Origin of the sequence: Asaia sp. VD9 (genome assembly GCF_037150015.1) — a bacterium.
Classification (GTDB): domain Bacteria; phylum Pseudomonadota; class Alphaproteobacteria; order Acetobacterales; family Acetobacteraceae; genus Asaia.
In genome coordinates this window covers 125,839-138,859 of the sequence record NZ_JBBCQM010000006.1, presented here as the reverse complement: position 1 = coordinate 138,859, position 13,021 = coordinate 125,839, and the positions used below count along the sequence as shown (strand labels likewise).

The window sequence follows — 13,021 nt, the reverse complement described above, 5'->3', positions numbered from 1 at the left end:
TTTCCAGCCCGTCGCTTCAATCGACGGTTTGTGGCGATTTTCGGCCTGTCTGGCCCGAGCAATGTTTTGTCTGTTACGCTTGTGATCCGTCTCCCCCGTTTCCTGAAAGGGTCGATCATGAGCGACCATCCCTTCCGGCAGGTCGATGTCTTTGCCGCTGCCCCCTTCGCCGGCAATCCTCTGGCGGTGATTCTCGATGCCGACGGGCTTGATGACGCGCTGATGGCCCGTATCGCGAACTGGACCAATCTGAGCGAAACGACCTTTCTGTTGCGCCCTACCACCCCCGAGGCCTCATACCGCGTGCGCATCTTCACACCCGGCGGTGAACTCCCCTTTGCGGGGCATCCTACACTCGGCACGGCTTTCGTCTGGGCATCCCTTCCGGGCAACACTCATGACGGCATGATCGTGCAGGAATGCGGGGTCGGACTGGTACGCGTCAAGGTCGAGGCCGGACGCTACGCTTTCGCGGCGCCACCGCAGCGGCGCAGCGGCGCTCTTACGCCCGAGGAGCGCCAGACCGCCTGTGACGCACTTGGCCTGACCCCGGACGATATCCTCGACGCCGCCTGGGGGGATAACGGGCCACCCTGGCAGCTCCTCGCCCTGCGTGAGCGACGCGATGTCCTGGCCGTCACGCCGAACTGGTCGAAAATGGGCGATAATCTCTACGGCATCGTCGCGCCGTGGCAGAATGAACGCGATGAAACAGGCGCCGCTTTCGAAATCAGGGCCTTCGTGGGTCAGAACCAGGGTTTCGAGGACCCTGTGACCGGCAGTCTCAATGCCGCCATGGCGCAATGGATGATTGGCAAGGCTATGGCCCCCGAAACCTATCTGGCGAGCCAGGGCACGGCGTTGGGGCGCAGCGGGCGCGTCTCTATCCGGAAAGAAGACGATACGATCTGGGTGGGTGGCACCGTCACGCCCCGTATCGCGGGAACGCTCACCCTCTGAAAGGACGAAAGGCGGCCCCATGGGGAGCCACCTTCCGAAGCAGAGACAGGGTCGTCTCGGAGATAACCGACCTTACGGAACAAGGACCGTCTTGATGGACTTGTCGCCCTTCTTCATCAGGTCGAAGCCTTCCTTCCACTGATCCAGCGGCAGGGAATGGGTCACCACGCCTTCGACCGGCAGACGCCCATCGGCAATGGCGGCGATGGTGAAGGGGTAGCAATACGGACCCAGATGGGCACCGAGCACGTCCAGCTCCTTACGATCGGAGATGATCGACCAGTCGCAGGTCACTTCATCGCCGAACACGCTGAACTCGACGAAGCGGCCGAGCTTGCGGATCATGTGCAGACCCTGACGAACGCTGGAGGGATGGCCGGTTGCTTCGATATACACATCGCAGCCATAGCCACCGGTCAGTTCCTTGACCTTGGCCACCACGTCTTCTTCCAGCGGGTTCATCACGATATCCGCGCCGAACTTCTTGGCCAGATCCAGACGGTCCTGCTTCGTGTCGAGCACGATCAGCTTGCTCGGGTTCTTCAGGCGGGCAGCGCCTACCATGCCCAGACCCAGCGTACCGGCACCGGCCAGAACCACCACGTCATCGAGCTGGATGTTCGCACGGTTCACGGCGTGAACGGAGCAGGCATAGGGCTCGATCAGGGCAGCCGCCTCGGCGGGCATGTCTTCCGGAACGCGATGGGTGCGCGACGTCTTGGGGAAGCGCATATACTTCGCCATGGCGCCGTTCGTGTTGTTCTGGAAGCCGTACAGGTCGTGACGTTCGCACATCCAGTACTGCCCGCCCTTGCAGTAACGGCAATCGTCGCAGGGGACGATCTGCTCGCTGATCAGGCGGTCACCGATCTTGTACTGGCCGCGCAGGTTCTCGCCGATCTCGACAGCGCGCCCGATGAACTCGTGACCCGGGATCATCGGCGGCTTGACGTAGCGGGGCTGTTCCTTGTCGCCCCAGAAGGAAGGCGCGCCGAGGAAGCACTTGATGTCACCGGCGCAGATACCGACGGTCTCGACTTCGATGATGATGTCATCGGGACCGGCGCGGGGCACATCCACCTCTTCCCAGCGATAATCGCCGGGCTCGTAGGCGACGACGGCCATCATTTTTTCCGGCAGAGCGACGCTGGCTGCTTCTTTCTGCAGGGCGCCCAGATCAGGTGTGACGATCTTGTTCATGGTCTTGTCTTTCTGGATTGAGGCAGATCAGGCGTTGTGGTTGCGCGCCGGGGCCTCAAGTTCTTTTGCAATGGTCTGCAGGATCAGGCAGCAGGAGGTCGCACCGGCATCGAGCACGCCGCGTGACCGCTCGCCCAGTCGGCTGGCGCGGCCGATACGGGCCACCAGATCGACCGTGGAGTCACGACCGCGTTCTGCCGCTTCCGACATCGCGATCAGGGCCTGCTCGAACGACTTGCCGTCATCCAGCGCCTTGTGGAAGGCTTCAACCGAAGGCTGCAGCGTATCGACAAGGGTCTTGTCACCCACGCGGGCATTGCCAAGGCTGTTGATCCCGGCCAGCGCCCCGTCGAGCATCTGGGCGAAAAGCTTGCCGTCGAGGAACTCGACATTGCGCAGCGGGATCGCCATGCCTTCGAAGAAACGACCGTAGAGCGGGCCCATCGAGCCGCCGATACCGGCCATCAGGGAGTCGGACAGGGCATCGAGGCCCTTTTCCATGACCGGCGGGTTGGCACCCAGGGCGTCACCGCAGCGGGCAAAGCCCTTGGCCATGTTGATGCCGTGATCGCCATCGCCGATCTTGCCGTCGATCTCGCTCAGCCAGTCGCGTGCCTTGACAATGGCATCGACCAGGGCCGGGATGACCTTCGTGGTTTCGGCAACGGGAATACCGCTCTTGGGCACGTATTTCTCCCCCGTCGCGGTCTTGACCAGCGCCTCGACCGGTTCGGCTGTGGCCGTGGTAGCTTCAGCGGCCTGAACCTGTGCCGCACCGGCACCGACACGCACCAGACCGATGGACTCGGCGGGCGCAGCCATCAGGCGGTCCAGCTCTTCATCGGTCTTCATGATCGTCAGGGTGGCGCCCTTCATCTCAAGCGAGGTGAAGAGATTGCCGACGAAGCGATGCGCCACCTCGATGCCCTTCTCCTTCAGGAGATCGGCCACATCGGCATAGAGCACATAAAGTTCGATAATCGGCGTGGCACCCAGGCCCGAAAGCAGCACTGTCACGCGGTCACCCTTCGTGAAGGGCAGATCGGGCAGGATGTGCTCGAGCATCAGCTTGGCGATATCGCGCGAGCGGCCGAGTTCCTGAACGGACACGCCGGGCTCGCCATGATGGCCGATACCGACTTCCATGGTGCCGAGTTCGATCGAGAAATTCGGGTGGCCGTTGGCCACGATGGTGCAGGGCGTGAGGCCGACACCGATGGAGCGGGTATTGGCAATGGCCTTGCGGGCCACGGCGATCACCTCATCCAGCGAAGCGCCTTCTTCGGCACGGGCGCCTGCGGCCTTCCACATCAGGATTTCACCGGCCACGCCACGACGACGCTCTGCTTCGCTGGCCGGAGCCGAAGCGACATCATCGGTAGCCACAACCGTCTCGACCTTGATGCCAGCCTGCTGCGCATCGCGCGCTGCCATGCGGACATTCATCGTGTCACCGGCATAATTGCCGAACAGGCAGGCCACGCCGGCGCCGGTATCGGCTTCCTTCATGGCGTCGAGGAAGCTCACAGCCGTCGGGGAGGAGAAGATCTCGCCAATCGCGACCGAGTCCAGAAGGCCCGTGCCGACATAGCCGAGGAAGGCAGGCTCGTGACCCGAACCGCCACCCGTGATCACGCCGACCTTGCGGCGGCCCGTGGTCTTGGCGCGCTTGACGACACGCGGGTTGGCCGTCTCGACGATGATATCCGGATGAGCGAGAAGCGCGCCGCGCACACCGTCTTCGACCACGCCATCGGGATCGTTGAAGATGCGGTCCAGCTTGGGCCGTGCTGCGGGAGACTGGGACGAAGCGCCATCACCATGACCGGTATGCGCTGCGTGAACGATTGAATGATCCATAATGGGCCCCATACTGCGTGCCGGGAAAACACCCTGTGTGCCCAAGAACCATAACCGTAACAGCCATTCTGAACGAAATCACACTAACGAGAGTGATATTCGTTACCTAATATGTAGGATCGAAATGCTCCCAAATGGTCAATCGGCTTCCCGGCTTCCTTCCATCGCGTAAAATATCTCGCATTTGCAATGTGTTGCCGATAGCCATCCCTCTCTGCGCTATCTTGCCGGGACGCTTAGGAGACTGCTCAGTTTCATGTCACAATGTTATGGTGCACGTCACATGAAGCACAGACATGATTTAACACAGCTGCGAGCGCCCTCTGGAAGACCTCATCAGGGGGCAAGATCCGATTTCAGCGCAGCATCCTGCGACTGAAACCCCAGCCCAGGGCCATGACAACAGCATTGACAGCCAGGGCCGGCACACTCGGATTGAGGCCGCCGAGACTCGCCTGACTGGCTGCGAGGCCGAAGCCCGTGGCCAGCCCCGCCCCCAGCCCCCCAAGATAGAAAAGCGGCGCAACGCGCCAGCCTGCCACGCAGGCCAGCACGCCGGGCAGCATCTGGACCAGCCCGACATAAAAGAGCTTGTTGAGGGAGACGAGCAGCACCGGATGCATGGCGGCCGTCGCAACAGCGAAGACCAGATAGCTGGCAATAACCAGCAATCCCACCCGTTTCTGCTGTGCCGGCGGTACATGGGGCACGATATTGCGTGTGACGATGGCCGCAAGGCTGAGACAGACGGACCCAAGCCAGACCAGAGCCGTGAGCGCCACCGCACCATAGACAATGCCCGCCACCCAACCAGGCAGGCTGCGGCTGGTCACGGCCAGGAAGATCTGATCCGGCGTACCGCCCAACCCGGCATGGGTCATCCCGTAGGCCGCCACCACGAAAAGCAATGGAAACAGCGCCATGTAAAGCGGCATCCAGACCTGCGCCCGACGGATCACGGCAGGGCTACGCGCCGAGAAAATGGCGGCCACAGCCTGTGGGGCGACGCAGAACCCTACGGCCTGCACGATGATCGTGCTCATGATCATGGCGCAGGCCGAACTGGCTGATTCCCCACCGGACGACAGACTCTCGGCGAGTCCTCGACTCTGCTCGGCGGAAAAATGCCAGAGCGTGAGCCCTGCCACCAGAAGAATGGCCAGAAGCACAAGCGTGTCCTTGAGTACGGAAATCAGCGCCGCTGCCCGTAATCCCGCAATAGCGACAAACAGGAACGCCATGAACGCCGCAGAGCCCGCAAGGACCAGTGGCGAAAAGCCGAGCCCCAGACGCGACAGCACGCCAGCGAGCCCAACGAACTGCATTGTACCCATGGGCAGCATCAGCATGACCAGAACAAGGCCGGTCAGCCACTCCGCGATGCGGCTCCGGTAATGGGCCCCGACCAGATCGGGGAGGGTGATGGCACCGCTGCGTCGTCCTGCCCGCCAAAGCGCCGGATAGAGAAAAAACCCGACCGGGAAGGCAAGCAGGATATACCCCACGAACCACAGCACGATATCGATCGACCCCGCTGCAGCAATGCCCCCGGGGAAACCGAGCAGCGAGCCGATCGAATAGGTCTCCCCCACCGAGAGCAGAAAGAACAGCACAACGCCAAACTGCCCATGGGCAGCAAAGAAGGCGCGCGGATCGGCCTCATGATGCCCCCGACGCGAAAACAGGGCGAGACAGAGTGCCGCGAGCAGGACGAGTCCGAAACCGAGTGCAATCATGCGTCCTCATCCGTCAGACGCGACGCGATCAGGAGGCAGAACGCAATAAGGGGGATGCAGGCGAAGAGCCAGATCACCGCCATTGGGATGCCCTCCAGCCGCCAGGAAGCCCCATAGAGAAAGGGAACAGGCCCGAGCACGAGCAGGAAAGGCAGGAGCAGTCCTATGATCAGGGGCATATTGCGGCGCTTGATCCTCCCTCTCACATGCCCGGTTCCGGCCAGGAGGTGACCGCAGCATCCCCATGACGCTCGAACCAGCGTGCAAGCTGCATCGCCTTCAGATCCTCGAAGCGATCAGTCACGATCTGAACCCCTATCGGCATGGTCCGGCCGTCGAAGCCCGGGCCGAACCCGGCATTCAGGCAGATGGCGGGTTGTTCGGTGAAATTCCAGGGCAGGGTATAGGCAATATGCTCGAAAGGCCTGTTTGCCGGATCATCAAGCGGCGAAGACCATTCCGCCGGAAAGGAGACATTGGGCGTCACGGGCGAAATCACTGCGTCGAGCCCGTCGAACAGGGCTGCCCCTCTCTGTCGCAAGGTGAAACTGCCGCTCATGCCCCGCACGGCTTCCACACCACTGACGTCCGCCCCGGTTCGTGCCCAGGCGAGGATGGCGGGAAGAACCCGCGCCCGCGCTTCGGGCGAAAGACGGCTCAACTCCCCCCAGGCGCGCGCACGCCAGAACACATCGCATCCGTGGAGCAGCGAACGGTCGAGAATGGGCCCCACCGGCACAAGACGCGCCCCATGCGCTTCAAAAAGCCTTGCAGCCCGTTCCACGGCCTCCGCCACCGGAGCTTCCAACGCCATGCCGCATCCAGCCTCCATCATCACGCCGATCCGTAATCCGGCCACGCTCGTGATCGGCTGCGCCCAGTCGATCGCCTGATAGGGCAGGCTTGTCGCATCGCGCCGGTCGGGCCGGGTGATCACCGCCATGATCTCGGCCGCATCCTCTACACAACGCGCCATCGGCCCTGCGCACCGCCCGAGATAATAGGGATCGATGGGAATACGCCCCTGGCTTGGCTTGAACCCGACGAGCCCGGTCCAGGCGGCGGGCAAACGCACCGACCCACCAATATCCGTGCCGATATGGACGGGCCCATATCCGGCAGCGGCTGCCGCAGCAGCGCCCGCGCTCGATCCGCCGGGATTGGCTGCCAGATTCCACGGATTGCGTGTCAGCTCATGAAAACTGGATACGCCCGACGACAACATCCCGATATCCGGCACTGTGGTACGCGCGAAAATCAGCGCGCCTGCCTCGCGCAGGCGTGCCGCGACCGGTGAGTCGGCTCTCGCCGGGACGAGCGTCGTGGCCGCTGAGCCCTGAGGCACAGCCACGCCCTGGGTCGCGATCAGTTCCTTGACCGTCGCGGGAATCCCTTCGAGCGCGCCAATAGGCCTGTTGTCACGCCAGCGCTTAGTGGCGAGATCGGCCTCCTGCCTCGCCATCTCGGGCTCAAGATGCCAAAGCCCGCCCAAAGGGGGAGTCGCCGCCTGCCACGCCGCGATACGGGTCAGAACGGCCTCGATCGCATCGCGCGGCGTGAAACTACCCGCGGAGAACCCTGCGCGCAGCGCGCCTATGGAGAGATCATGCATCAGTAATGCGCTCCGAAACGCAAACCATAGACACCGGGCATGCCAGACAGGGCGATGTTATCTCCTGTCAGGAAGAAATTGCGCGTCACGTCATATTTCTTGTCGAGGATATTATTGCCGAACGCGCTCAGGCTCCACCATCCTTCATGCGGTGAAAAAGACGCCGTTGCCCCCCAGAGCGTGTAGCCTGCCACATCGTAGAGGGACCCGAAAAGAGAGCGATAGGTCGAACGCAGACTGTAATTGAGCCCCAGACTCGCCTCATAGCCTCCCATGCGCCAGCGATAGACCGCCGAGCCATTGAAGGTGAGCTTCGGGGCGGGGAGCGAGACGCCTTTCTTGTTCTGCGTGACCGGCACGAACACGCCATTGACACGCGTTGCGGCATAGACGGCGTCAAACCTGTCGAACTGGCCGACGGCCCACCCACCAGACTGGGTGAGCATGAGCCCCTTGAGCGGGGACCAATCAGCCTCGAGTTCACCACCCGCCAGATGGGAGCGCGGCGCATTGGCGATAGCCCCGATCAGACCGGTCTGACTATTGACCGCCGCAGAGAGCACCTGCTGGTCGTGATAGTCGTAATAGAAGGCCGAGACATTCAGGCGCAGATGGGCGGCAGGAATATCGAGCTTGTTGCCGATCTCATAGGCCAGAAGCTTCTCGGGCTGATAAGGATTCGAGGAAGCTTGGGCATTGGTCGTATTATAGGTCGTGTAGCCACCCGAGTTGATCCCACGCGAGACGGAAACATACAGCAGGTCATGAGGCGCCAGATCATAATGAAGCGCCACTTTCCATGACGGAAGGGTGTAATCCAGCGTGCGCCGCGCCACCCGATTACCGGGATTGAGCACATTGCCAGCAAGATCATAGGTGAACGCCCGATAATCATGCAGATCGCGTGATTCATGCTCGACACGCACGCCGCCCACCAGACGCAATCGGGGCAATAGCTTGAGGGTGCCCTGACCGAACCCGCTGATCGTGTTGACCTTGGTGCTGTAAAAGACGCCACGATCAAGGCCCGTGGCATCGGTAAAACCGGAGTAATACTGATCGGCCAGATACTCATTGCCGTAATAAAGACCAGCGACCCAGTCGAGGCGTTTGCCGGGGGTAGAGACCAGACGCAGCTCGTCCTGAAACACATTGGCGCGGCTGTTGAACGCGACATCGGCCAGAGCAAGAGCAGAGGCGTCGAAATTGTCATATTCCCGGCGCGAGGACACGTCATAACTCGCGAGGTTACTGAGCGTCGCGAAGGACAGGCTCTGATCGAGTTTGAAGCTTGCCCCGCCCGTATCGATATGATGATAGGGCTTGTCGCCGGGTGAAACACCTATCAGGCGCGCGAAGCTCGTCGATGTTCCCCAACGCGTGATATCGCGCTCATGATCCTGCGGGAAAACCGGTGCCCCCGGACGATAGACCGCCTGGGTTGTCTGCGGCGCAAAGAGATGCAGCCCCGCCCCATCGGACCGGTCGATGCTGCCATGCATATCGAGCGTCGCCTTGAGCCTGTCGGTCACCTGCATGTCGGTCAGCCAGCGCAGAGCCGTGCGATCAGTGGCGCCCAGATGGGCGCCTGCCCCGTCATATTGCCAGGCGCCGCCCTGCTGGCTCTCACCCGCGAGGCGCATACGCACATGAGCGGCGACCGGCCCCGAAAGGAAGAAATCGTATTTCTGAGCACTGAAGGAGCCGATCTGCACGTCGGCCCCGGCGGCGAGATGATCGGTCGGCTGATTGAACACGTAATTGATCGCACCGCCCGTAGTGTTGCGTCCATAGAGCGTACCCTGAGGGCCGCGCAGCACCTCGACACGGGCAACATCGAACATCAGGCCGTTACTGGCCCAGGGCACGGGTATCGCGACCCCATCCATCGTCACGCCCACCGGCGACACATTCGATGAACCGTAATCCTGGTGACCCACGCCGCGTATCTCGAAATCGGGCTGGCCGGAGCCGAATTGCGGCGTCACCTGCAAGGAGGGCGTCAGATATTGCAGATCGAACACCGAATTCACGTTGCGCGCAGCCAGCTCCCTACCGCTGATCACACTCAGCGACGTGGCAATCTTCTGCGGGTTTTCCCGTCGATGCTCGGAGGTGACGGTGATCTGTTCCAGACCCGGCTGACGAACTGCCGAGGCCGCTTTCCGATCGCTTGCGGGGCGCGGCCCGGGGGGAGTCACCCGCACAGGATGCGCCGTGGAGGACGACGCTCGCGCGGAATGCGATGGGCCCTGAGTGTCAGACCTCCCTCCAGAAACACCGGGGGGCACAGTAGCAAGCGCACTACCCCCTTTCATGACGAGGGCTGCGATGATCAGAGGTCCATATGCCGTGATGGGCCCGATACGCCTCATACCGCTTCCCTCCGACCAATACGATTCGTTTTCGTAATGATAAGACAGAAGAAAACAGAGTTACAATACGCAATACGGGCGATCTGACCAGTCCTTCCGTGATCCAGTGACCATCAGAAGGTTCTAACCGCGGCTCGGGAGGATAGGCCAGCGACCATTCCAGGTGGCATCCTCCATACCTGCTGGCAGAACCGGCCCGGCGTTCCTTACGCGCCTGGCGGCAGGGTGCACAGAACCGGCTTCGGCGCCTCGGTCAGCATACGGCTCAGAGTTCGGCCCATTGCCGCAGCAGATTGTGATAGGTGGAGGTCAACCCGAGCACGCCAGGATGATCATCGGGCAGGGATTTGCGGGTTTCGATGATCGATTTGTCGAAATCGTAAAGCAGGGCGCGTCTGGTATCATCGCGCACCATGGACTGACTCCAGAAAAACGACGCCCAGCGCGAACCGCGCGTCACTTCGCTCACGCTGTGCAGACTGGTCGAAGGATAGACCACCATATCACCGGCAGGCAGCTTCACGCGCTGCTCGCCATAGGTATCCTGGATGACCAACTCGCCCCCATCATACTCCTCCGGCCCGGTGATGAAGAGGGTGGAAGATACATCGGTCCGGATACGAAAGCCGCTATCGGGGATAGGCCGTATGGCATTATCCACATGCGCGCCGAATTTCATCCCGACATCATAGCGGTTGAAGAGCGGCGGAAACACACGCAACGGCAAAGCGGCACTATTGAAAACGGGATTGCGCCCCAGTGCCCTCAGCACGATCTCGCCAAGCGCGCGCGAGGTTTCCGAATCCTGTGGGACCTGCAGATTATGCTTGGCCTTCGCCGATTGCTGCCCGGCGGTCACCTTGCCGTCTAGCCACGCCGCGCGTTCCAAGGTTTCACGGCAGTGACGCAGCTCTTCCGGCGTCAGGACATTGGGAATGTGAACCAGCATGCGCGCTCTCCTGTGCAATCGAGTTCTTGTAATTGAGAATGAATCTGATTAACACATCTCAAGCCCACGGTTACACCCCGTAACAAGAACAGGTCACGCCCCAGGGGCGGAAGCCCTCACGAAATCAGGAGAGCCCCATGGCTGCGCCCACTGGCGATCTCGCCTCCCTTCCCTTCACCCCGTGGGAAATGTTCCTGGGGGCAGGCCCTGTCGTGCGCTGCGTCATGATGCTCCTCATCATCGCCTGCGTCATCAGCTGGGCGGTTTTCGTCGCCAAGGTGGTCGAGGTGATGCGTGTCCGGCGCGCTCTCGCGCGGGCCGAACTGACGCTGGAAGAGGCGCCGACCCTATCCGCCTCGCATGATCTCTGCCCCGATATCGGCATCGTGAGGGCATTGCTTCTGGCCGCCTCAAATGAATGGACGCGCTCGGCCGACGTGCTGGAAGACCGAGAGGGGCTCAAGGAGCGCATCATGCTCCATCTCGAGCGCCTCGAAGCTGCCGAAGGCCGCCGCCTCATGAGGGGGACGGGCATTCTGGCCACGATCGGTGCAACCGCACCTTTTATCGGACTGTTCGGGACGGTCTGGGGGATCATGACCTCCTTTACCGGCATTGCCGCAACCAAGGCGACCAGCCTGGCCGTCGTGGCCCCCGGCATTGCCGAAGCCCTGCTTGCCACGGCGCTCGGGCTCGTGGCCGCTATTCCCGCCGTAGTGATCTATAATTTCCTGTCGCGTCAGTGCCTTGGCTGTAAGGCGCAGGTCGGGGACCTGACGGCACTCATCCTGCGCCTCGTCTCCCGCGATCTCAGCCGACTGCATGTTCAGGGTAGGGGCGGACAGGTACTCCGCTTCGCCACACCACGCGCCGAGCAGGCGGGACGCTGACCATGGCGCTGCGCATGCGCCATGCCGATGATACGGCACTCGATGCCCATGAGCTGAATGTAACGCCGCTCATCGACGTCATGCTGGTGCTGCTCGTGATCTTCATGGTCACGGCGCCGCTGAGCACGGTAAACGTTCCTGTCGATTTGCCCTCATCGACCGAGAAACCAGCGCCACGCCCGGCCAATCCGATCTTCGTGACCGTCAAGGCTGATCACAGCCTTGCTCTTGGCGAGGAAGACATCAGCAATGATGCGCTGCCCGCGAAGCTGATGACGCTCACCAACGGGCATAAGGACGAGCGTATCTTTCTGCGCGCTGACAAGACAGTGGATTACGAGACGCTGATGAAATCGATGGATCTCCTGCGCAAGGCGGGGTTCCTCAAGGTGGCACTCGTCAACCTGCAGGGGCAGGAGGAGGGCGACGCGCCGTGACCGCAAGGGATTTCCGCACGCCCCTGCCCGCCGCGCCACCCGGCCCTTCCCTGTCGGAAGGGTCCCTCTCCTTCCGAGCGGTCTACCAGCGTCACCAGCAGATCGAGGCCCAGCGCCAGCGCCGTCTTGGCGGATGCTCCGCAGCGGCGATCGTCGTGGCAACCGGGCTCGCGCTCTGGGCGGTGGCGCAACTACGCCCCGCCACGCCCCCGCCCTACGCGCCGCCTCCCGCGGCCATAGCGATCGATCTCGCCCCTGAACCCGCCAGTGTACCAAGCCCGCCGGAGCAAAAGCCGCCCGGACCGCCCCAGATCGCCACGCCGGAGCCTCCTGCGCCCGAAAAGCCGCCCGAGGTGATGGCCCCGCCCTCGCCCGCGCCACTGCCCCCCGTGCCGGTTCCGAAAAAGATCAAGGTTGAGCCTGTGCGCCGCAAGGTCACGCCCTCGCCACCTGTGCCCAAGCATCTTCCGCCGCCCGTACCGACCCAGTCCACGGCGAATACGGCACCGCCCCCTTCGGATGCTCCACCTTCGACCGTTTCGGCCACAAACGCGAAGGGCGAACCGTCGACACGCGAGGCTTCGGCAGCGAAAGCGAGCTGGCAAGGCACCCTGCTGGCACGGCTGGAGCGTTTCAAACGCTATCCGGCCAAGGCGCAGGCGGAGCATCAGGAAGGCACCGTGATGCTGCGCTTCACCATGGATCGCAAAGGCCATGTGCTCTCAGCGGTGCTCGTCCGCCCGACCGGCTATGCGCTTCTGGATGAGGAAACCCTGGCGCTTGTGCGCCGCGCCGAGCCACTGCCCAGCCCGCCCGATACGATCACCGGCGCTACGCTCACCCTGACCGTGCCGGTCGAGTTCTATATGGAGGAACGTTAGGAGCGCAGCCTCCAGACGACGCTGCGGCGCTAGGCATCCAGGCCTCGAACATGAAGACACCGAGCACGGCGGCGCCGGGAACGGACATACTGAGGGCGTGAGCGTCTCCCGGAATCCCTCG

11 protein-coding genes are annotated in these 13,021 nt (G+C 62.4%); 4 read left to right on the top strand and 7 right to left on the bottom strand.

Going from position 1 to position 13,021, the window contains the following annotated elements:
* The first annotated feature begins 117 nt into the window (after positions 1-117).
* A complete protein-coding gene (locus WFJ47_RS09575) occupies positions 118-960 on the top strand; it encodes a PhzF family phenazine biosynthesis protein (RefSeq protein ID WP_336762596.1) in 843 nt (280 codons plus the stop codon).
* Between the two features lie 72 nt (positions 961-1,032).
* On the opposite strand, the gene WFJ47_RS09570 is transcribed toward WFJ47_RS09575, so the two are convergent.
* The 7 genes from WFJ47_RS09570 to WFJ47_RS09540 all read right to left on the bottom strand — a co-directional run bounded on the left by WFJ47_RS09570 (position 1,033) and on the right by WFJ47_RS09540 (position 10,692).
* The gene (locus WFJ47_RS09570; protein ID WP_127103249.1) at positions 1,033-2,160 is read right to left on the bottom strand and encodes a zinc-binding dehydrogenase; all 1,128 of its coding nucleotides are present in this window, start codon (positions 2,158-2,160) and stop codon (positions 1,033-1,035) included.
* A gap of 27 nt (positions 2,161-2,187) precedes the next feature.
* Positions 2,188-4,020 (bottom strand): dihydroxyacetone kinase subunit DhaL, encoded by a 1,833-nt coding sequence (dhaL, locus tag WFJ47_RS09565; RefSeq protein ID WP_336762593.1) that lies wholly within the window; start codon positions 4,018-4,020, stop codon positions 2,188-2,190.
* 356 nt (positions 4,021-4,376) lie between these two features.
* Positions 4,377-5,756 carry a sodium:solute symporter family transporter gene (locus WFJ47_RS09560; RefSeq protein WP_336762591.1) on the bottom strand — a complete coding sequence of 460 codons (1,380 nt, stop codon included), beginning with the start codon at positions 5,754-5,756 and terminating at the stop codon, positions 4,377-4,379.
* Complete coding sequence (locus WFJ47_RS09555; RefSeq protein WP_336762590.1) at positions 5,753-5,935, bottom strand: hypothetical protein; 183 nt, start codon at positions 5,933-5,935, stop codon at positions 5,753-5,755. The genes WFJ47_RS09560 and WFJ47_RS09555 overlap by 4 nt, the downstream gene beginning before the upstream one ends.
* 23 nt (positions 5,936-5,958) lie before the next feature.
* The gene (locus WFJ47_RS09550) at positions 5,959-7,368 is read right to left on the bottom strand and encodes an amidase (RefSeq protein ID WP_336762588.1); all 1,410 of its coding nucleotides are present in this window, start codon (positions 7,366-7,368) and stop codon (positions 5,959-5,961) included.
* Positions 7,368-9,575: a TonB-dependent receptor domain-containing protein gene (locus tag WFJ47_RS09545; RefSeq protein WP_336762587.1), complete on the bottom strand. Its 2,208-nt coding sequence runs from the start codon at positions 9,573-9,575 to the stop codon at positions 7,368-7,370. Before WFJ47_RS09545 ends, WFJ47_RS09550 begins: the two co-directional genes overlap by 1 nt.
* 433 nt (positions 9,576-10,008) lie before the next feature.
* Complete coding sequence (locus WFJ47_RS09540) at positions 10,009-10,692, bottom strand: Fe2+-dependent dioxygenase (RefSeq protein WP_336762586.1); 684 nt, start codon at positions 10,690-10,692, stop codon at positions 10,009-10,011.
* A gap of 137 nt (positions 10,693-10,829) precedes the next feature.
* Here WFJ47_RS09540 and exbB point away from each other — a divergent pair, with 137 nt between their 5' ends.
* From exbB to WFJ47_RS09525, 3 genes are read left to right on the top strand one after another with little or no spacing between them, the layout of a single operon-like run.
* The gene (exbB, locus tag WFJ47_RS09535; RefSeq protein ID WP_336762584.1) at positions 10,830-11,582 is read left to right on the top strand and encodes a tonB-system energizer ExbB; all 753 of its coding nucleotides are present in this window, start codon (positions 10,830-10,832) and stop codon (positions 11,580-11,582) included.
* 2 nt (positions 11,583-11,584) lie between these two features.
* Entirely contained in the window at positions 11,585-12,019 is a 435-nt protein-coding gene (gene exbD, locus WFJ47_RS09530; protein WP_127103241.1) for a TonB system transport protein ExbD, read from the top strand.
* A complete protein-coding gene (locus WFJ47_RS09525; protein ID WP_336762582.1) occupies positions 12,016-12,900 on the top strand; it encodes an energy transducer TonB in 885 nt (294 codons plus the stop codon). The genes exbD and WFJ47_RS09525 overlap by 4 nt, the downstream gene beginning before the upstream one ends.
* Positions 12,901-13,021: the final 121 nt, after the last annotated feature.